The sequence below is a fragment of the Bifidobacterium sp. C0047B3 genome (genome assembly GCF_056590535.1).
Window position 1 is genome coordinate 257,743 of record NZ_JBWPWH010000001.1, and the last position, 20,504, is coordinate 278,246.

Consider the following 20,504-nt stretch of genomic DNA (forward strand, 5'->3'; position numbering starts at 1 on the left):
ACAGCTAAATGCTTGATTGCTACTGTTTTCTGAAGCGTATATCGGAAATTTTACGGAGGAACGCCAGAAAGTTGTACTTTTCACGATTTTATGGCTATTCTGTCTATTTTATAAGCTAAAACGCTTTATAAAAGAAAAATTTTAAAGAATTAACTTTTGTAGTTGAAGGGGAAACATTATGAAGGTGAAATATGAAACAGCTAAATCTATAGCTGAACCGCTTTCGGATAAATCGGGCATGCCTCAAGGCAAAAGTGTTCATATTGCTCAGATTATGCTGTTGATTTGTGCTGCTATTTGGGGTGGCAGCTATGTTTCTTCAAAATATGCTCTTGAAGTGTTTCCTGTGCAATGGCTTATGGGCGTTCGCATGGTTGGTGCTTGCGCAATTATGGCTGTTATTTTTTTCGGTACGCTTCGTAAAACTTTTACAAAAAAGCTTATTGTTCCTTCTTTGCTAACTGGAATTACGTATTATGCTACTTTAGTTTTGCAAACTGAAGGATTACGTTCAATTGATCCAGGTCGTAGCGCGTTTTTGACAGCAGCATATTGCGTAATTACGCCATTTTCTGCTTGGTTAATCGTCAAGAAAAAGCCAACTCTTTTAGGATTAGTAGCTGCAGTTATGTGCGTTGCTGGAGTGGGCTTTGTGGCATTAAAGCCTGGAATGCTTGTGCTCACATTGTCTTATGGAGATTTCCTTACTTTATTATGTGCTGTAGTTTTTGCTTTTAATCTTACGTTCCTTGCTTATTATTCTCGTAAATATAATCCTGTTACGTTAACTTTTGGACAATTTGTTGTTTCAGGCGTACTTTTTGTAGCTGGCGCGCTTATTTATGAGCCTTTGCCAAACTTTGACGCTGCTGATCATTTCTCTATTTTTGCTAACATGTTCTACCTTACAGTGGTAGTAACAGTAGTTGCGCAAATTATGCAAAACTATAGTTTGGTGAATCTTTCTACTGCCAATGCTTCAGTGATTATGTGCACTGAAAGTTTGTTCACACTTTTATTCTCTACTGTTCTTTTTCATGAGCATGTTTCTAGCATGGCTTTTGTGGGATTTGCTTTAATATTTGCTGCAATTATTACTGCAAGCTTAGGAGAGCATTATTGTGATAAAAAAGCCAATTGTGAGCTTTCTTATAAAGATAGAGATTTTGAGGTTGCTAAGTCTTAGGTATCTAAGTTTGTGTAGCTAAGTTTTATGTATATAAGACTTGTGATTTTGTTGTAAGAATGCTCTGGCAATACTGTGCAATTTTTGCGTAGAGTGATACCATCATTGTTGTAATGATGTTGGTATTTGAGTTTGCATATTTGCCACGCGTTTTGGCATTATATTCGCATAAATAGTTAAGGTGCATAAGTGAAGAATTTCTTCAAAGGCATATCGTTTACGCAAGTATTAGCTGGATCGCTCGCTGCAGTGACTTCGTTTTTACTTGCTTCTAAAATTGGTATTGCTGGTTCAGTTATTGGCGTAGCTATTGGTTCTATTGTTTCTGCAGTAGCCTCGCAGTTGTATCAGAATGTCATTCACGCTTCATCGCGTAAACTTTCGGAAACGAATCAGAATACTTCTACAGAACAGCCTAATTTTAGTAATGCGTCATATTCTAGCGTGCGTTCAAATGATTTAGAGAATGTTGATTCTAAAAGAATTGGAGATGATGTTCATATGCAATATTCATCAAATCCGTTGCAATTTAATACTGATCCTGCAGATGACAGAAATATGACTGTTCAAAACGCAAGATCTGGACGCACTGTTAGCTCGCAAGTTAGTAATCCAGAATTAGAAAATACGCGTATTTTGGAATTGTCGAGATTACGTGAACAGCATGAAGAAGACATGGAGCTGTCGGAAGGCACAATTCCAGAGCCAGTGCCGTTATCTAAGGTTGTTAGTGAAAACTACGGTTACTCTTCTGTGCCTTACAAAAACAGAAACGATCATAGTACAACAATTGTTGTTGCTGTTATAAGTGCTCTTATAGCTGTTATTGTTACTGCAGGTGCTGTTCTTTTGTTTACACAAGGAAAAGGCACAGACAATATTAATAAGCCTGAAGAAATTAGCCATGAGCAGCAGCAAAATCAGCCGCAACCTAAGCAACGTCTTAACACGAATACTAATCAAGACCATAAGAAATCTCATGATGATTCTGATAGTAAAAATGCTAATGAAGACGAAAATGATGAGCATAGCAATGAAAATGCAGATGGGTCAACAAGTGGTCATTCTGATAATGATTTAGGTAGTGACACTAACAATGATTCAGGAACGAATTCAGGTGATGCTGCTAGCGGTAATAGCGGATCGGGCACTGATAGCTCTGATGCAGGTGCTGGATCTGCTGGTTCTGCTGGTTCTTCGGGATCTTTGGGATCTGCTGGCTCTTCAAACAATGTAACTTCTCCTGGTAATGGTGATCAATCTGGAAGTGCCAATGGTAACTAGTTTTCGAATTGGTTTTCGAATTGGTTCTTGAATTGGTTCTTGAATTGGCTACTAAATTGTTGGTAGAATTTGCATAATTTTTGGAATTTGTAAGTTGAATTCGACACGCCGCATTTGGATAGAGCGGCTATTTGTTGTATTCTATCAAAGGTTCGTTTGAACAGCATAAATAAAAACGGGGCTATGGCGCAGCTGGTAGCGCATCTCCATGGCATGGAGGGGGTCGGGGGTTCGAATCCCCCTAGCTCCACAAATTTTAAACGTCACTTCTCATGAAGTGGCGTTTTTTGTTATTATTTTTCGATTTTTATGCGCCACGCCGTATTTTTTACAGTTTGTCTGCAAGTCGTACTAATAATGAACAACATCGACCAGAGGTCGCGCTCGACAAGAGTAGTAAGCATGAGCTGGGAAAGCGTTGATTGTTTACAAAAGGGGAGAGCGCCGAAGTTTACTGCTTAATCCCAAAAGTAGTGAGCTGGGACTTGGCTTAATATACCAAGGACTGTCGCAGTGATTTGGCATCCGCTGCGGAGAGCTATCGACACGCTTGCTTTTGCTTGCTTGTTTTGCCTCTGATTGTCATGAAAGGAGGAAAAATGAGTAGTTCATTATCATCTACTGCTGCACAGAATACTCAGCAGAATACTCATCAAAATAACGATGTCCATAGAGGATTAAAAACTCGCCATATTTCCATGATTGCTTTAGGTGGCAGCATTGGTACCGGCTTATTCGTTGCTAGTGGTGCAACAATCCATATGGCTGGTCCTGGCGGCGCTTTGCTTGCTTATGGTGCAATTGGCATTATGGTTTACTTCCTTATGACTTCCCTTGGCGAAATGGCAACATTTATGCCTATTAGCGGTTCATTTGCATCATATTCTGGACGTTTTATTGATCCTGCACTAGGTTTTGCAATGGGCTGGAACTATTGGTTTAACTGGGCTATTACGGTTGCAGTGGACGTTAGTACTGCAGCAATAGTTTTGCAATATTGGTTCCCAACAGTGCCAATATGGATTTTCTCACTGTCGGTTCTTATGCTTATTTTGCTTATCAATGTGCTTACAGTTAAGTGCTTTGGAGAAACCGAGTACTGGCTTTCGATTATTAAAGTGTTGGCAGTAATCGTATTCCTTGTTATCGGTTCGCTTACGATTGTTGGCGTTGTTGGCGGCAAAGCGCCATTCTTGCAAAACTTCACTCATAAGGACGCTCCATTTGCAGGCGGTGTTCCTGCAGTGTTGTGTGCTTTTGCTATTGCAGGCTTCTCTTTCCAGGGAACTGAGCTTATTGGTATTACTGCAGGCGAGTCTGCAACTCCAGAAAAGAGTATTCCAAAGGCTGTAAAGCAAGTGTTCTGGCGTATTCTTCTCTTCTACATTCTTGCTATTTTCGTTATTGCTTGCATTATTCCTTATACTGACAAGAACTTACTTGGTTCTGACGTAACTGATATTGCTATTAGCCCATTCACTCTTGTGTTCCAGCGTGCGGGTCTTGCTGCTGCAGCAGCAGTTATGAATGCAGTGATTTTGACTTCTGTTATTTCTGCAGCAAATTCCGGCATGTATGCATCAACGAGAATGCTTTATTCGCTCGCAAAAGAAGATAATGCTCCAAAAGTATTTAGCAAAGTAAGTCTTCGTGGTATTCCTGTTCCTGCGTTGATTGCTACGTTTGTAGTCGCGCTATTTACTTTCTTTATGAGTATTTTTGGCGATCAAATATACATGTTCCTGGTTGCTGCAAGTGGTTTGACTGGTTTTATTGCTTGGGCTGGTATTGCTGCAGCTCATTATCGCTTCCGTAAAGCGTACTTGGCTCAAGGTCATTCCTTAGATGAATTAGTCTACAGAGCAAAGTGGTATCCGTTTGGTCCTATTGTTGCGTTCTTCCTATGCGTTCTTGTTATTGTTGGTCAGGATTTGCACTCATTTGCAACGCTTAACTGGCAGGCTATTGGAATCACGTACATGTCTGTGCCGCTATTTATCGTTCTATACATTGGTTACAAGGTTAAGAATCATACTCGAGTAATTCCTCTTGAAGAAGTCGATTTAACTCATGTTCGAGTAAACAAAGTGAACGAATAATTTATAAAGTTCAACATCGTTTACGATGTAGATTTAGATAATATAAAAGCTCCCAGCGTATTGCTGGGAGCTTTTATTATTGAGTTAGATAACAGAGCAATATGTTTTATGGCTGTGTAATGTTGTTATTATCTGTGATGTCTACACGTGTTTTTTTATTGGAATCGTTGTTGCTCTTTTTCTCCTCACTCTTCTTAGGGTCCGTCTGACCATTATTTACTTTATGGCTTTCGTCGCCTTCTCCGTTGGTTTTTTCTTCGTGTTGTGGATTTTCTGTATTACCATTTGTTTCAGACTTTGTTTCGGGGTTTGTTTTAGGCTTTGTTTCAGTATTCTGTTTCTTAGTGTTTTGATTATTCTTCGTCGGCGTTGGCGTTGGCTTTGGCTTTGGTGGGATAACATTTGAACGCTGAATTACAATTCCAGTCGATTCATTTATCTCTTGCTTCTTTGTTTCTTCGTTTTGCTTGTCTTTGTCTTTATCTTTTTTGCTATTTTCATCTAGTAGCGTAACAGCTAATTCGCGCACTCTTTTTGCTTTAACTGCATACCACTCAGAAGCAGCTAAAGCTTCTGCACTTTTGGAACCAAGTTCTTCAGGGGAGTCTGCTGTGCAAGATACTTTATCAGGAACCTTTTCGCTCATGATTTTAGCAAGTTCTTTTGCGTTATCAGAGTCACCTTTTGTGAGATCCGTTATTACTTTGTCATGCATTAAACTTTTCCACACAGTGTTTGCTTTAGAAACTTGTGCAACTTTTATTTCGCACTGTCTGCGAGCTGCCTTAGTGCGTTCAGTTTGTTTCATGTACCAAAGTGTGCCAACTATGCCAAGAGCTAAAGCTAGCACAACAATTCCCGCTATGAGAATAATGAGCTTTTTCTTTTGGTTCGTTTCAACATTATCGGAGCTATGTTGATTCATGTTTATCCTCTGTTATCTATTGCTACTCAACATTAGCGTATTTGAATACGCAACTTGTTTATATAATACGCCAAAGTGTTTATGTTAGCCACGCTAATTAGTGCTAAACAATTAAGATTTTTCTTGTGAATGCAAGTCGTGATATTTAACGCAAAAAGCCACTGGATAACCAGTGGCTTTATGGCTCCTGCGGCTGGGCTTGAACCAGCGACCATTCGATTAACAGTCGAACGCTCTGCCAACTGAGCTACGCAGGAATATCTTGTGCTCAACTAAGCGCTGTGCACAAGACATTTATATTACACGTAATTTTCAAAGATGCAAATATGGCGTGTTTTGGCGTGTCGAAATAGTGATTATAAGCGTATGTTTTATCCACAATGCTTAAAAAGCTTATGATTTTCGCAAATTAGCTGCAAAACTTTTATAAAAGTCATTTTATAAAAATATGGATGGGGAATATATGTGTATTCGCAAAAATTATGAATTATATTACAAAATAGCTGCCTGTTTGGGGATTTTTATAATCTCAGTTATTTTATTAGATGCACTGTTTTTACAATCCGAAATTTCGCAAAATAATCATCGTCTTAAATATTATGTTGCAAAATCTGCTGTGTCATGTTGCCACAAGTGTGCTCTTTCTAAAGGTGATTATAGCGAAAAAACATGCAAGTCAGCTATGCAATGGCCTGTAAAACCTGCGAGAATTGTAAAAGCTTTTAATCCTCCGCCTAAACCCTGGATGGCTGGGCATCGCGGCGTAGATTTAGCTGCAAGCACAGGAACTCCTTTATTTGCGCCTGCAGATGGCGTTATTAGTTTTGCTGGTAAGGTCGCTGGTAAATCAGTTGTGACTATTAGGCATGGTGAACTAACTTCTACTTTTGAGCCTGCTGTAACAAAGTTTAGCGTTGGTGTTTTTGTGAAAAGAGGCCAGAATTTTGCACATGTCGAAGGAGGTTCGGACCATTGCGGCACAACTTGTGTGCAGTGGGGTTTAAAGCGCAAAAATCGCACATATGCTAATCCTGAAGGAATGACTGTTAAGCGCCGCATTGTGCTTAAGCCTGTGGAATAAGAAAAATAATATATTTGTATCGTAGATATTTGTAGATAAATGAACAAAATTTATTACAATCTTGTAGATATTCGCATATGCGAAGGCTTGCAAATCGCGTATAGTAAAGATATACGTCAATTCAGCAGATAGAGGAGCTAATATGCAAGAATATTCTCGTCCACTTGATGAGTCTATTGATATAGATGTTAATGTTTTCTCACTGCTAGAAGAGCGAGCAGAGCGCAATCCTAATGGCTCTTTGGTTGAATATGTTGGAGCTGACGGCGTTTGGAAGTCATATACTGCTGAAGAATTTAGAGATAAGGTAATAGCTGTTGCTAAAGGCTTTATTGCTAGAGGAGTAATGCCTGGTGACGCTGTGTCAATTATTGCTCACACTTCATGGCAGTGGACAGTTCTGGATATGGCTATTATGTCTATAGGCGCATTGACAGTGCCGATTTACGAAACAAGCTCTTCGTTGCAAATACAACATATTGTTCAAGATTCTCAAGTATGTTCAATATTTGTGGAGTCTCCTGAAATGTTGCCAAAAGTAGAAGCTGTTCAGGAAGAATGTCCTACTCTTCACGACGTATATGTAATGAATCGTGGTGCTATCGACGCGTGCATTGAATACGGTAAAGCAGTAACTGATGCTGAATTTTATGAACGCGTGCATGCTGTTAATGGAAGTGACATAGCAACAATTGTGTACACTTCAGGATCAACTGGCGAGCCAAAAGGAATTGAGCTTACTCATAGCAATTTTGTTTTTATTGCTAAATCAGGTGTTATTTCTATGCCAGACATTGCGTTAAAAGGCAGCCCGCGTCTTTTGCTGTTCTTGCCTCTTGCGCACGTTTTTGCTAGGTTTATGCAATTGTTCTGCTTTGCTGGAAATATAACTCTTGGTTTGACTAGTAATTTGAAAACTGTATTGTCTGATTTTCAAACTTTTAAACCAACATTTATTCTTGGTGTTCCACGCATTTTTGAGAAGATTTACAATGCTGCTTCTCAAAAAGCAGGCAGGGGAGTAAAAGGTTTTATTTTTGCTTATGCATCTAAGGTTGCTCGCGAATGGTCTCGCGCTCAGCAATCTAGTTCAATGGTTCCTCCAATGCTTGCTCTTAGCCATTCAATATGTAAAAAATTAGTGTATGCTCCACTGTTGCACGTATTTGGAGGCTCTGTTTCATACGCTATTTCGGGTGGTGCTCCTTTAGATTTGTCGATTGCGCATTTCTTCAATGGAATCGGCTTGCCTTTGCTCGAAGGCTATGGAATGACAGAAACTTGTGCTCCTTCTATGGTGAATCCTACAACAGGTTATCGCATTGGTACCGTTGGTTTGCCTGTAAAGGGTGTATCTGTTGCTATTGCTGACGATGGCGAATTGTGTATTAAGAGTCCTGCAGTGTGCAAAGGCTACCATAATAATCCTGAGCTTACAAAACAGCAGATTGTAAACGGCTGGTTGCATACTGGCGACTTTGGATCTTTAGACGATGACGGTTTTGTGCGTATTACAGGCCGAAAGAAAGATCTTATTATTACTGCTGGCGGTAAGAACTTATCTCCAAATGCGTTAGAAGCTTCATTAATGTCTTCGCCTATTATTTCTCAAGCTGTTGTTATTGGAGACAGAAAGCCGTTTGTTTCAGCAATTATTGCGCTCGATTTATCAGAAGTAAATACTTGGCTTTCTTCGCGTGGCGCATGTCCTGTGCGATCTTTAAAAGAGGCTTCACGTAACGGTATTGTGCGAGCAGAAGTTGAGCGTGCTGTTAGCAAAGCAAATGAGCTAGTTTCTAGAGCTGAATCTATTCGCAAGTTCGAAATAGTTCCAGATGAGTTTACTCAAGCAAACGGTTTGATTACGCCAAGTTTAAAGGCGCGTCGTCAAGTTGTTGTAGAGCGTTATAACGACCTTATTGAACACGTTATCTACGCTCCGCGCAAACGTTAGCTGCGTGTAAAGTCTTGGAATATAGTTTGCGTTACATAGTTTGCGTAACGCAACTCGCGTAACGCAACTTGTATTACGCAACTTGCGTAACGTAACTCGTATTCAAAAATTGTATTTACAAGCCTGCGTCTGCTAATGATATGTAGCCTGGGTCAATTAAAAGCGACTTTAGATTTGTTGCGCTTACTGCCACTAGTTGCTCGTTAACAGTAGGGACAGTTTCACCATGCTCAATTTTTGTTTGCACTGTAGCGATTTTTTTGTCAAGCTTACCGTTTTTGTTCAAAGAATAACAAGTAGCAGTAAGATCTTGAACAATCTTCTTATGATTTTCTATAGATGTCATCCACTGCTTTCCGTTCACAATGTTTGGCATAATATTTTTGTACGCGCCATAACCAGTTATTACTGGCCATTTCTTTGCTTCTGATTCTTCTTCCTCATCTTTTTTCTGCTTTTGTTTTAATTCTTTTTCGGATTTCTTTGCAGAATCTTTTGGAGCAGGAACTGGTCTTTTATTAAGATCTCGTTTTCCTATAAAGTTTCCGATAACGTCCGGCAAATTGAAAGATGGGTTTATGTCTGCTGCGCTTCCTTCATAACCAAGATCGTTTAGTGCTTGTACAGCTTGTAAAGCAATTTGATCATCGAGCGCAATAATTCCATCAACGCGATGCCTTGAATGTGTAAAAAGACTCGTGCTTCTCGTAATTCGTTTTGTTAACTCATTTTTCACAGAGTCAGCTGCATCTGCGTCGAAAGCAACATTTGTCCAGTCTTTTTCGCTACTATTCACATTCAATCTTCCAGAAGTACTTATTAATGTTCCAGAAGCAAAATATGGTCTCAAAACTTTCCAAATTCCATCGAATGCTTCTTCAGCAAAATCATCATTGAATTCTGTTTCGCCATTTGCATGTGTATTGTTTTTAGAGTCATCATCCTCGCTTGTTTCGTCGCTGCCATTTTGTTGGTTGTGATTGTTTGCATTAATATTTTTTTGATTGTGGCATGGCAAAAGAACTTCAATATAGCGTGGATTTTCTTTAGTTGCACGATCTAGAGCTATTTTTTGTACCAGAGTCGTTGCTTGAATTTCGCCAATGGTTCTTGCGTCAGATAAATGGAACATCACATCAGGTTTGAAACCGCTAACACTCCGTGAGAGCATAACAACGTGGATTCCTGCCTTTTTTGCTAGGCTAAGTGATGATGCCAATCGTTTTTCTGCATTAAGCTCATCTTTGGATGATTGAGAATTGTCGTTATTTTGTAAATTTAAGCCTTGAGTATCTGATTTTTGCGTATTTTCAGAATTAGATGCAGGTAATGTTGCATAATCTCCATAGTTATTATTGCCGTTTTTGCTAGTCCATGGAGCTATAACAATTGTCGTTTTGCTTAATTGTTTTTTGATTTTTGAATTTTCAGAAACAGAATTGTGCTTTCCTGAATTATTCTGTTTTGCATTGTTCAATGAGCTTAGCAAATTTACTACATAATCTTGAACATCGCGGCTTTGTTCTGAAAGGCTAGAAGAAGTTTTAGTAGTAATAGAATTATCGTCAAATCCCTTATCTTTTAACGATTTTATTAATTCTGGAACCAATATGTCCCACGTGCTTAAAGGTTTATTGCGTGTTATTGATAATCCATCTGCTGGAGTAAAAACAATAACGTTACCGTGACTCGCTTGTTCTTTATTTTCAGATTTTAAAGAAGTTTTTGTTGAACTTGCGCACGAGCTAACAACAAAAAGCATCGTAACTAATGCTGCAAGCATAACTAAAGAACGATGCATAGTTCTGTTGCACAAACGAATCATAGTAGTGACCTCTCGTTTCGTGGTCTATCTGTTGCTGTCTATATGTGTTCTACTTGTAACTATCTTCTAACATTGTATATAGCTGTGTGCTAAATACTTTACGTTGCTGTTTTAGTGAGCAAAATTATCTTATAGAACTTTTTATAAGACTTTTGCACATATTACGGTATTCGCTCACGTAACCTCCACCAAAGAACACGCAATGTCCTGCAATAGGGTAGAGCTGCCAGATAATCATGCGCTGCTCAAAACCTGCTTTAAGTGGGTGAACAGACTGATAGCCGTCTAAAATCTGCTTAAAATAGCTGATTCCAAATAGATGAAGCATTGCTAAGTCTTCTTCGCGGTGCCCACCATGTGCTGCAGGGTCTATTAGAACAGCTTCAGTGTGTTCGCCGTCTGAGCTTTTAGTCCATAACACGTTTCCACTCCACAAGTCTCCGTGAACTCGAGCAGGCTTATCTTCTGCAGCTTTTCCTAATAAATCAGGCAGCGCATCAATAACTTCGTTTGTAAGATCTAAATCGCTTTTAGTAAGCTCTCCGCGAGCAATCCCAAGATCAACCATAGGGCGCAATCGTCCGTCCGCAAGGTAGTCAATAACATTACTCCAAGTGCCAGTTGGCATTTCAACTGGATCGCTTAAAGGTCCAAAATAGCATGTGCCATCGTAATCTGCTGGTGCTTCACCAAAATATTTTGCACCGTAATCGTGCATATGAGCAAGCGCTGCACCAAACTCAAATGCAGCAAGTGGTGTTGCTGAGTGAGTTTCAATGCGCTCAATATTAAGGTAACCGTTTCCCCAATCAAATACTTCAGCCACTCTAGGGCCGCCGTATTTGTGAGCTTCAGAAAGCCATTTTAAGCCTTTACCTTCGCATTCAAAGAAACGCTCAGGCGCGTATAATCTACTTTTCTTATATACAGCGTTGTTCATAGAAGCCTTCTTAACGTAGTAGCGCATACGAAACATGCGCTACATACTTAATAAAATATTTATTAATAAATTAAATTATTCCCAAACCCACTATTTTACTGAAGTATTAGCACAATCAGATGCTTTGTGTTTAAGTGCAGGGCAGAGTGTTTTTGCAAATTGATAACCAAAAAGTAATCCTGCTAAAAATAGTGCAGTTCCTAAGCCTGTGTAGAACACTGCAATAAACTGTTCTGGAGCTGCGTTAGTTGCGCGCAAAGTAATTCCGCCTGTCATCATAAAAGCCATAATTATGAAGGATTTTATGTCAAAGAATTTTAGGAAAAATTGCTTTTCTTCCGCATAGCCGTTAATTCTTTGAGTATGCTTTTTTACGAGCTTGCCAAAAATTAGGAATTGGAATATGACAAAAACTAATAACGATAAAGCGTAATTTAGTGGTTGCAAATAATTTTGGTATGCTAACAGCCCAATATTCAGAATATTAAAGCCTGCTGCTGCCCAAACTAAACAAGCAATAAGTAGTAGTGTATTCTTCGGTACTTTCAATTCTTAACCTCTTGTATTAAAAAGTTATTTAATAATAATTTGTTTACTATTGTTTTGTTTACTATTGTAATAACGGATTTTATGAAAAAGCTTGTTTGCATAAATTTATTGCATTAAACAGTAAAACTTTCGTAAAAAGCATATTTTTCTTAACAAAACTTGTAAAAAGTGTTGCGTAATGACGATATTAGACGCTATAGTCCTAGGGTATGAACGACAACGATCAACAGTATGCAACAGCTGACAACAAAGCTACTATTGCTGAGCCAGCTTTTCGTTACAACGCGCAGCTCGCACAAGATATTGAGCAGCGCTGGCAAAAAACCTGGGACGAGCAGGGCACATTCTGGGCTGCTAATGTTAAGGGCAATTTGAAGGATGGCGAAGGCAGGAATGCTGACGGTCGTCCTTCTTTCTTTGCAATGGACATGTTCCCGTATCCTTCTGGCAAGGGCTTGCACGTTGGACATCCTCTTGGATACTTGGCAACGGATGTTGTAAGCCGCTACCATCGCATGAAGGGCGAAAACGTGCTTCACGCAATGGGTTACGACGCTTTTGGTTTGCCAGCAGAACAGTATGCTGTTCAAACTGGTCAGCATCCACGCATCACCACTGAGGCGAACATTGCTAATATGCGCAGGCAGTTGCACCGCATGGGCTTGAGCTTTGACGATCGTAGGTCTTTTGCAACTATTGACACGAATTATGTGCGTTGGACGCAATGGATTTTCTCGAAGCTTTATGACGCTTGGTATGACACTGATTTTGTGCGCAAAGACGGCGGAAAGGGTTCTGCTCGTCCGATTGCTGAACTTGTTGATGAGTTTAAGAGTGGCAAGCGCGAAATTCCTGGTTTTGCAGGCAAAAAGTGGGAAGAGCTTAATAAAGTAGAGCAAGCAGATGTGTTGAATGATTTCCGCATTGCTTATATTTCTAAATCTCCTGTAAATTGGTGCCCAGGCTTGGGAACCGTACTCGCAAACGAGGAAGTTACTGCAGAAGGTAAGTCTGAGCGCGGAAACTTCCCAGTATTCCAGCGTAACCTTCGCCAGTGGTCCATGCGAATTACCGCTTACGGACACCGCTTGGTAGAAGATTTGAATACTATTGATTGGCCGGAAAAAGTTAAGCTTATGCAGCGCAACTGGATTGGCGAATCTCACGGTGCATCTGTGCACTTTGAAGTGCCATGTGCTGACGGCGAAACTCGTGATTTGGAAGTGTACACTACTCGTCCAGACACGCTTTTTGGCACAACTTTTGCGGTTGTTTCTGTTGATCACCCAATTCTTGAGCATGTTCCAGAAGCTTGGGGTGCGGACGTTCCAGAAAGCTGGAAGGGCGGTTATGCAAGTCTTAAAGAAGGCTTGGCAGAGTATCAAGCTCAAGCTCGCGCGAAGACTGCTAAAGATCGCACGGAAGATGCGGGCGCTAAAACAGGCTTGTTCACGGGTCTTTATGCAATTAATCCTGTAACTGGAGCAAAACTTCCACTGTTTGCTGCTGACTACGTGCTTATGGGCTACGGCACAGGCGCAATTATGGCAGTTCCTGGCGGCGACCAGCGCGATTACGATTTCGCAAAAGCATTCGGTTTGCCAGTAATTTACACTGTTGAGCCTTTGCCTGATTCCGAAGAAAAGTTGGCGGATTACGAAGGTAAAGCTCCATTTGTTTCTCACGACGGAATTGCTATTAATTCAGCAGTAGAGCATACGCATAAGCTTGGCGATGCTTTGTCTATTAACGGTTTGCGCGTGGATGAAGCTATTAAAAAGGTGACGACTTGGCTTGAAGCTGCAGGCGTAGGAAAAGGTAGGGTTTCTTACCGACTTCGCGACTGGCTGTTCTCTCGCCAGCGCTACTGGGGTGAGCCATTCCCAATCGTTTACGATGAGGACGGTGTTGCTCACTTAGTTCCAGATAGCGAGCTTCCAATTGCTTTGCCGGATGTTCCAGACTATCAGCCGAAAACTTACGCTCCAGACGACGCAAATTCGGAGCCTGAAGCACCTTTGAGCCGAAACGATGATTGGGTAAAAGTTCAGCTCGACCTTGGCGACGGCGTAAAAACCTACTATCGCGACACCAACACTATGCCAAACTGGGCTGGTTCTTGCTGGTATTACATGCGCTACTTGGATCCAAACGATGCTGAGCATATGGTTGACAGCGACGAATACGACTACTGGATGGGCACAAACCGTCCAGGCAAAGAGCATGTTTCAGGTGGTGTTGACCTTTATGTTGGTGGTGTAGAGCACGCAGTTTTGCATTTGCTTTACTCGCGCTTCTGGCATAAGGCGCTTTACGACTTGGGTTACGTGGATTCTGCTGAACCATTCCACCGCTTGTTTAACCAGGGCATGATTCAGGCTTACGCTTATACGGATGAGCGCGGACAGTACGTTCCTGCTGATGAGGTTGAAGAAGGTGCTTCAAACGGTGCTGGTGAGCCAACCTTTACGTGGCATGGCGAGAGCGTGAACCGCGAGTTCGGCAAAATGGGCAAGAGCTTAAAGAATATTGTGACACCAGACTACATGTATGAAAACTACGGTGCAGATACGTTCCGCTTGTATGAAATGAGCATGGGTCCGCTTTCTGAATCTCGTCCGTGGAATACGCGTAACGTTGTTGGTGGCATGCGATTCTTGCAGCGCTTGTGGCGTAACGTTGTTAACGAAGAAACCGGAGCTTGCGTAGTAACCGACGACGCTTTGGATGAGAAGACGTTGAAGATTCTTAACAACACAATTGCAGAAGTGACTGTGGAAATGGAAGCAATGCGTCCAAATACTGCAATTGCTAAGCTGATTGTGTTGAACAACCACTTGACTTCGCTTCCTCACGTGCCTCGCGCAGCTGTTGAGCCGCTGGTTCTTATGTTGGCTCCAATTGCGCCGCATATTTGCGAAGAAATGTGGAGCAAGCTTGGGCATGATAAGTCTATTGCTCACGCAGATTGGCCTGTTGCAGATGCTCGTTACGTTGGTGAGGATACTGTTACTGCCGTTGTGCAAATAAAAGGCAAGGTTCGCGCAAAGCTTGAAGTTGATCCAAATATTGACGCTTCTGAGCTTGAAAAGCTTGCGCTAGAAGCTGTAGCTGATCGCTTGGGCGGTAAGGCTCCGCGCAAGGTGATTGTGAAGGCTCCGAAGATTGTGTCTATTGTGCCAGATGAAAGCTGAGTCAAGGCTAAAATCTGCTTAATTAAAATGCTGTGAGCGACGATCTGCTTTCGCGCTTCACAGCATTTTTTGCTTTTAACCACAGGCGCGGATTTTTGTTGCGAAGTGCTATAAGTTGCCCAATAGTTAAGTTAAGAACTTTAAGAGTTGGGGGATTTATGGAAGACTTTGAGCAGAATTTTGGTCAGAATTATGCGCATAATTTTAGGTTTAATAAGCCTGCGTCTGATTTGCCTAGGAGGCGAATTGCAACGTCTTTAGGAGAATTTTCTAACAGCAATTTTGATAAAAATTTTAGTGACGACTATTGCGAAAAAGCTTGTAATTCTTTTGATGAAGAAATTATAAGTAGCAAAACTTCTCCTAGATTTCACATGAAGCCTGTACATACGCTTGCTTTAATGCTGATACTAGTTGCGGCTCTTTGTGCAAGCTTGACAATGCTTATTTCTCAATCCTTAACATATCAACGAGTTCAGAACGAAAAAGCGGACGCGTTTGCAATAGAAAACGACGATACTAGCCGCGAAAAGCCTTCTTTTAGCGATTTAAAAGGTAACAATAAAAATGATGATGAAGAAAAAAGTGTAAGTAATGAAAGCGACGAAAACAGCGGAGGTGACGGAAACAGCGGAAGCGACGGAGGTGACGGAAGTAAAGGCAACAGAGGAAATAAAGGTGACAGTGACGACAAAAGCGACGTGAGCAACAAAAGCGACAGAAGCAATAAAAGCGACGTGAGTAACAAAAGAGACAAAAGCAACGAAAATACTGCTTCTAATCAAAGTAACACTGGCAGAATCAATATAAACACGGCAACGCTTGATCAACTAGAAACCTTAAAAGGAATCGGCCCCAAAACTGCTGCGCGCATTATTGCTCAGCGTAAAAGAGTTGGTTATTTTCGCAGTTTAGAAGATTTGATGCAAATTAAAGGAATCGGGCCTAAAACCTTGAATAAATTCCGTGGGAATGTTGACGTCAAATAGGTGAATTATGCGAGAAAACGTAGAAAAAGTAGAAAACGTTTCTGGAAGTCGTGACTTTCGTATGATTCCTGTCGCTGCAGCGTGCTGGGCTGGGTGCTTAATTGGAAAATTCTTATATGATTTTACTATAATTTATTGCATTTCAATAGTTTTATTCAATGCAACTATAGTTTCGATTTTTATATTTTGCAAAAAATTTAAGTTTTTTATATGGCGCAGAACAGTTTTAGTAATAATAAATGTTTTTGTAGCGGCGTGCATGCTCTCGTACATAACTCAATATGTGATATCTGGTGACGTTATTATGCGAGAAATACGCGGCAATAATCCTACTAAAGCACTGTATTCTCAAGGAAATAATGCCGAACGCGCGCATTTTGCAGAATTTACAGTAGTTACTCCTGTGCGCTCGTCTAGAAGTTTTAAAGGAGATTGCCAAGCAAATGTTCAAGTGCATAAGTTTGATGCGCAAAAAAGTTACGTTCAAGCGCGACTGTATGCGTATTTGCCAATATGCAAGCAACTTAGTTATGGTTCGAGCCTAAGCGTTCCGGTTAGCGTAAAAGCTTCGAGATTTGATAGTAGTAAGCCTGAATTGCACGTAGAAAAAACTCAACGAAACTTGCATGTTTTACAAGACTCAGACTTTTGGCATAAAGCTGTTAGTAATTTGTGGAAATCGTTTTATGACGTAACAAATAAGCTCGATATGCAAGGCAGAATGTTGGTCCCTGGAGTAACTGTTGGCATGCTTGGGCAAGAATATGTGCCAGTAGAGGATGTAAGTTCGTTTGAGCCGGTCGACGAAACTTATGCGAATATGACGCGTCAACATTTTCAACATGCTGGAATCATGCATGTTATGGCAGTTTCAGGTGGACACTTTTTGCTACTTAGTATGATTATTCGCAAGTTTTGCGCACGATTACTGTTGCCTCGTTGGTCTACATCTTTAATACAAATGATGTTTCAAATTGCTTTGGCTGCAATAGTTTACCCTTCTGCGTCTGTGCTTAGAGCGTTAATTATGGGAATAATATCCGCAGTTGCATGGTGTTGCAAACGCCCATACCAGTCAGCTAGTGCTTTAAGTTGGACTGTTATAGGCGTGCTACTAGTAAATCCTTCATACGCTTGGGATTATGCTTTTGCTCTTTCTTCAGCGGCAACTTTGGGAATTGTTGTTATGGGAGTGCCGATTTCTAAAACGTTTGCAAAATATATGCCATCTTGTGTTGCTTCTGCGCTAGCTATAACGCTTTCTGCACAATTTTGGACTATGCCAGTGCAAATTCTTATGCAACCGGAAGTGTCTTTTATGTCTGTGCCAGCTAACTTAATAGTTGCGCCTCTTATGGATTGGGCAACAGTGTTTGGATTAATTTCGCTAGTTTGTGCGAGCTTTAACGATGGATTATCGCTTATTTTCGCGAGAGCTTCATCAATTGGAACAAGCTTTATGCAAAAGTGCGCGTGTTGGTGCGATGAAGTATCTTTTGGCGTGTTTCCATGGATAAAAGGTGTTGCAGGAGCGTGGGCAATGTTGTGCGCAGAATTTGTGATATTGGCTTTGTTTATGCTAACTTTGCGAGCTTTTCGCAATAAGTATTATGTTCAAAGAGCTAGCATAATTGGTCAATTGTGGTCTGCTTCTGCAAAGCGAACGTTACGAGAAGCAGAGAAAATTTTCGAAGAGTAGCAAACACGCACGCATATTCGAATGCAATATTATGATGGTTAAGAGTTGGTTGGTTTAAGGAGCATTATGGCAGCAAATAATAAGCGCGCGCAACGCGTTATGCCAGTTACGCTGGTAGTTGGAGGTGACGCTTACTTAAACGAGCTTAATGCTCGAAATGTGCGTGAAAAAGTTCAAAAAAGTGCTCCGGATGCTGAAATTATTGAACTCGATGCATCAACTGCGGATCAGTACGCATTTGACGAAGCTGTAGGTCCTTCGCTTTTCGGCGACGGAACGATTGTAATAATAAATAATTTGCAACAAGCAGACGAGTCTTTAGTAGACGCAATCGAAAATTTCTGCAAACAAGCGCAAAATAGTGAAAATAATGCGCAAAATAGTGAAAATAACGAAAATAATTTTGTAGACTCTTCTGCAACTTGGGTTATTGCACGTCACGAAGGTGGGCTTAAAGGAAAGTCTATTATTACGCGCCTTACAAAAGCTGGTGCAAACACAATCACAGTGCCGGATCTTAAAAAAGACGATGCAAAACTCAACTTCGTTATGAGCATATTTGAGCGTCACAATCGAAGCGTTGAGCCTCAAGCAGCACAACGTCTTGTGTCAGTTTTGGGAAGTAAAACAGGGGAGCTTGCAGCATTATGCTCGCAATTATGCTTCGACTATGACGATAATCCAATAACGCTTGATATTGTCGACCGATACTTGATTGCAGATCCGCAAGTTACCGGCTTTTTTGTTGCAGATAAAGCTGTTGCAGGTCATGCAGGTTCTGCTGTGCTTGCAGCAAGAACTGCAATTGCTCAAGGAGTTGACGCCATAGCATTAATAGGTGCTTTGGCTGCAAAAGTACGCGTAATTGCGCTCGCAATGGCGGTTCGTAACGGCACGATTTCTAGTGCTGAAGCGAAAGTAAACCCGTGGGCGCTGAAAATGGCAATGCGTCAGCTTGCTGGATGGAATAGTGCAGGTGTTTCTAAATGTTTGCAATCTTTAGCTTGGGCGGATGAGCAATGCAAAGGCGGATCTAGTGACGCGAATTATGCGCTTGAAAAATGTATTATGCTCATTGCGTCTCGAGGAAATTAGAAAGCGTAAATTAAGAATCGTAAATAGGAAACGCAAATAGGAAACGTAAATAGGAAACGCAAATAGGAAACGTAAATTAAAAATCGTAAATTAATAACTGCAAATTAGAAAGATTGTGTTAAGTATGAAAGAAGAAACGGTGTCAGAACAGCAAAAAGTGCGTACTGTGCCTACGGATACTGATATGCGTGAGCTTGGCAAAGCTGTGGCAAAACTAGTTAAAGAAGGCGACGTTTTGCTGCTTTCTGGCCCTCTTGGAGCTGGTAAAACAACGTTTGCGCAAGGTTTTGGCGCAGGGCTTTCAATTAGTGAGCCGATTGTGTCTCCAACTTTTACGATTGCGCGAGAATTGCATGGCACTTTTGCGGATGGCAAGCCTGCGACTTTAATTCACGTTGACGCTTACCGTTTGGGTGGCGAAGATTTTGCTCCGGGTCAAGATACTGTTTCGCGTTTGCTTGACGAGCTTGAATCTTTGGGGCTTGACGAAGCTTTGGAAGAGCCGGGAGATGGCACTGTTGTGCTTATGGAGTGGGGTGAGCAAATGGCTGGAGTGCTTGCGTCTGAGCGCTTAGAGGTTCATATTGCAAGACCTATTGACTCTTCGCAAGTAGACGATTTTACTAGCGACGGTGAGCGAATCGTAACTTTGAAAGCTGTTGGCAAGGATTGGCTTAATCGACTTGCAAAATTGTAACTAGAAATACGCGAGTAAATATTGCGAGTAATGCGCAAGTAAATATCGCAATAAATAACGCAACAAATAACGCAACAAATAACGCAAGTTGTGCTAAGCGAGTAAGCTAGTCTGGTACGTGATTTCGAGGAATAAACATGAGTAATACGCTGATTATTGACACATCATTTGGCTCTACTGTTGGAATTGTGGGCCATGAGCCGATTGTTGAAACCGACTCTCGCACTCACGTGGAGCGTTTGCAAGTAAATATTGCAAAAGTCGTGGAAAATGCGGGGCTTAAGCCTTCGGATATTGATCGCGTGGTTGTGGGAGTAGGTCCTGCTCCTTTTACTGGTCTTCGCGCAGGATTAGTTGCAGCAAAAGCGATTGCGTTTGCAAATAATGCTGAAATTTTGGGTTGTGATAGTCTTCTTCCTCAAAGCCTTATGATGCGTTCCGGCGCGTTTGAAGAAGCGCTCAAAAATGGCGTTATTTGCAAGGATTTGCTACTAAATATTCCGGATTCTGTGGAGTCTGTGGATTCTTGCGACTCTACTATTCGCCACTACGTGCTTTCGCTAAACGATGCGCGCCGTCGCCAAGTGTACATGTCTTTGTACGATAACGAAGGCAATGCGCTGATAAATATGGATATTGACTATCCGCAAAACGTTGTGACTCGTGTAAACGAGTATTTAGCGAGCGAAAATGGCGAAAATTATTGCGTGGATGTGCTCGGTCACGGTGCTAAAAAGTACGTTGAGGATTGGCGAAATATCGCGCATGTTGGCGTTATTGCAGAAGTTTCTGCGCTTGACTTGGACTCAAGCGGTTTGAAAATTTTCGAGCAGTGCTCTTTGGAATGTGCCAATAAAAATGAGCACGTAAAAGCTGTTGAACCGCTTTATTTGCGCCGTCCGGACGTGTCTGTGCCAAATCCGCTTAAGCATGTGCTTGGATCTGGCGAAGCGAATAAAGCAAAAGAAAAATAGAAGCGTTTTAACG

At 41.2% G+C, this 20,504-nt stretch carries 15 protein-coding genes, 2 tRNA genes and 1 riboswitch; of the genes, 12 read left to right on the plus strand and 5 right to left on the minus strand.

Annotation, left to right across the window (positions count from 1 at the left end; translation table 11 throughout):
* Positions 1-238: 238 nt before the first annotated feature.
* The 4 genes from AC1EKT_RS00855 (at position 239) to AC1EKT_RS00870 (ending at position 4,569) form a co-directional block, all read left to right on the plus strand.
* Entirely contained in the window at positions 239-1,186 is a 948-nt protein-coding gene (locus AC1EKT_RS00855) for a DMT family transporter (RefSeq protein ID WP_481616001.1), read from the plus strand.
* 189 nt (positions 1,187-1,375) lie between these two features.
* Positions 1,376-2,470 carry an ATPase gene (locus AC1EKT_RS00860; RefSeq protein ID WP_481615891.1) on the plus strand — a complete coding sequence of 365 codons (1,095 nt, stop codon included), beginning with the start codon at positions 1,376-1,378 and terminating at the stop codon, positions 2,468-2,470.
* A 177-nt stretch (positions 2,471-2,647) separates the two neighbouring features.
* Positions 2,648-2,720: transfer RNA gene (locus AC1EKT_RS00865), tRNA-Ala, on the plus strand.
* Between the two features lie 113 nt (positions 2,721-2,833).
* Positions 2,834-3,019, plus strand: a riboswitch (Lysine riboswitch).
* A 149-nt stretch (positions 3,020-3,168) separates the two neighbouring features.
* Positions 3,169-4,569 (plus strand): amino acid permease, encoded by a 1,401-nt coding sequence (locus AC1EKT_RS00870; RefSeq protein ID WP_481616002.1) that lies wholly within the window; start codon positions 3,169-3,171, stop codon positions 4,567-4,569.
* Positions 4,570-4,675: 106 nt separating this feature from the next.
* On the opposite strand, the gene AC1EKT_RS00875 is transcribed toward AC1EKT_RS00870, so the two are convergent.
* Both AC1EKT_RS00875 and AC1EKT_RS00880 read right to left on the minus strand, forming a co-directional pair.
* Positions 4,676-5,494 (minus strand): ATPase, encoded by an 819-nt coding sequence (locus AC1EKT_RS00875; RefSeq protein ID WP_481615892.1) that lies wholly within the window; start codon positions 5,492-5,494, stop codon positions 4,676-4,678.
* Between the two features lie 181 nt (positions 5,495-5,675).
* Positions 5,676-5,751 (minus strand) — tRNA-Asn (locus tag AC1EKT_RS00880).
* A 206-nt stretch (positions 5,752-5,957) separates the two neighbouring features.
* On the opposite strand from AC1EKT_RS00880, the gene AC1EKT_RS00885 reads away from it, so the two are divergent.
* Positions 5,958-6,575 (plus strand): M23 family metallopeptidase, encoded by a 618-nt coding sequence (locus tag AC1EKT_RS00885; protein ID WP_415683818.1) that lies wholly within the window; start codon positions 5,958-5,960, stop codon positions 6,573-6,575.
* A 142-nt stretch (positions 6,576-6,717) separates the two neighbouring features.
* The gene (locus AC1EKT_RS00890; RefSeq protein WP_415689658.1) at positions 6,718-8,529 is read left to right on the plus strand and encodes an AMP-dependent synthetase/ligase; all 1,812 of its coding nucleotides are present in this window, start codon (positions 6,718-6,720) and stop codon (positions 8,527-8,529) included.
* A gap of 115 nt (positions 8,530-8,644) precedes the next feature.
* Here the strand turns inward: AC1EKT_RS00890 and AC1EKT_RS00895 are convergent, their stop codons facing one another.
* From AC1EKT_RS00895 to AC1EKT_RS00905, 3 genes are all read right to left on the minus strand, one after another.
* Positions 8,645-10,354, minus strand: coding sequence for a substrate-binding domain-containing protein (locus AC1EKT_RS00895; protein ID WP_415689660.1), 1,710 nt, complete (start codon positions 10,352-10,354; stop codon positions 8,645-8,647).
* Positions 10,355-10,478: 124 nt separating this feature from the next.
* Complete coding sequence (locus AC1EKT_RS00900) at positions 10,479-11,330, minus strand: fructosamine kinase family protein (protein WP_481615893.1); 852 nt, start codon at positions 11,328-11,330, stop codon at positions 10,479-10,481.
* 54 nt (positions 11,331-11,384) lie between these two features.
* Positions 11,385-11,843, minus strand: coding sequence for a hypothetical protein (locus tag AC1EKT_RS00905; RefSeq protein ID WP_481615894.1), 459 nt, complete (start codon positions 11,841-11,843; stop codon positions 11,385-11,387).
* A 209-nt stretch (positions 11,844-12,052) separates the two neighbouring features.
* Between AC1EKT_RS00905 and leuS the strand changes: the two genes are divergently transcribed.
* The 6 genes from leuS to tsaB all read left to right on the plus strand — a co-directional run bounded on the left by leuS (position 12,053) and on the right by tsaB (position 20,491).
* Positions 12,053-15,037, plus strand: coding sequence for a leucine--tRNA ligase (gene leuS / locus AC1EKT_RS00910; protein ID WP_481615895.1), 2,985 nt, complete (start codon positions 12,053-12,055; stop codon positions 15,035-15,037).
* Between the two features lie 158 nt (positions 15,038-15,195).
* A complete protein-coding gene (locus tag AC1EKT_RS00915) occupies positions 15,196-16,026 on the plus strand; it encodes a ComEA family DNA-binding protein (protein ID WP_481615896.1) in 831 nt (276 codons plus the stop codon).
* 7 nt (positions 16,027-16,033) lie between these two features.
* Positions 16,034-17,725 (plus strand): ComEC/Rec2 family competence protein, encoded by a 1,692-nt coding sequence (locus AC1EKT_RS00920; RefSeq protein WP_481615897.1) that lies wholly within the window; start codon positions 16,034-16,036, stop codon positions 17,723-17,725.
* A gap of 66 nt (positions 17,726-17,791) precedes the next feature.
* Positions 17,792-18,820 (plus strand): DNA polymerase III subunit delta, encoded by a 1,029-nt coding sequence (gene holA, locus AC1EKT_RS00925; protein WP_481615898.1) that lies wholly within the window; start codon positions 17,792-17,794, stop codon positions 18,818-18,820.
* A gap of 124 nt (positions 18,821-18,944) precedes the next feature.
* Positions 18,945-19,517 (plus strand): tRNA (adenosine(37)-N6)-threonylcarbamoyltransferase complex ATPase subunit type 1 TsaE, encoded by a 573-nt coding sequence (gene tsaE, locus AC1EKT_RS00930; RefSeq protein ID WP_481615899.1) that lies wholly within the window; start codon positions 18,945-18,947, stop codon positions 19,515-19,517.
* A gap of 137 nt (positions 19,518-19,654) precedes the next feature.
* Positions 19,655-20,491, plus strand: a complete 837-nt coding sequence (gene tsaB, locus AC1EKT_RS00935; RefSeq protein WP_481615900.1) for a tRNA (adenosine(37)-N6)-threonylcarbamoyltransferase complex dimerization subunit type 1 TsaB — start codon at positions 19,655-19,657, stop codon at positions 20,489-20,491.
* Positions 20,492-20,504 lie beyond the last annotated feature (13 nt).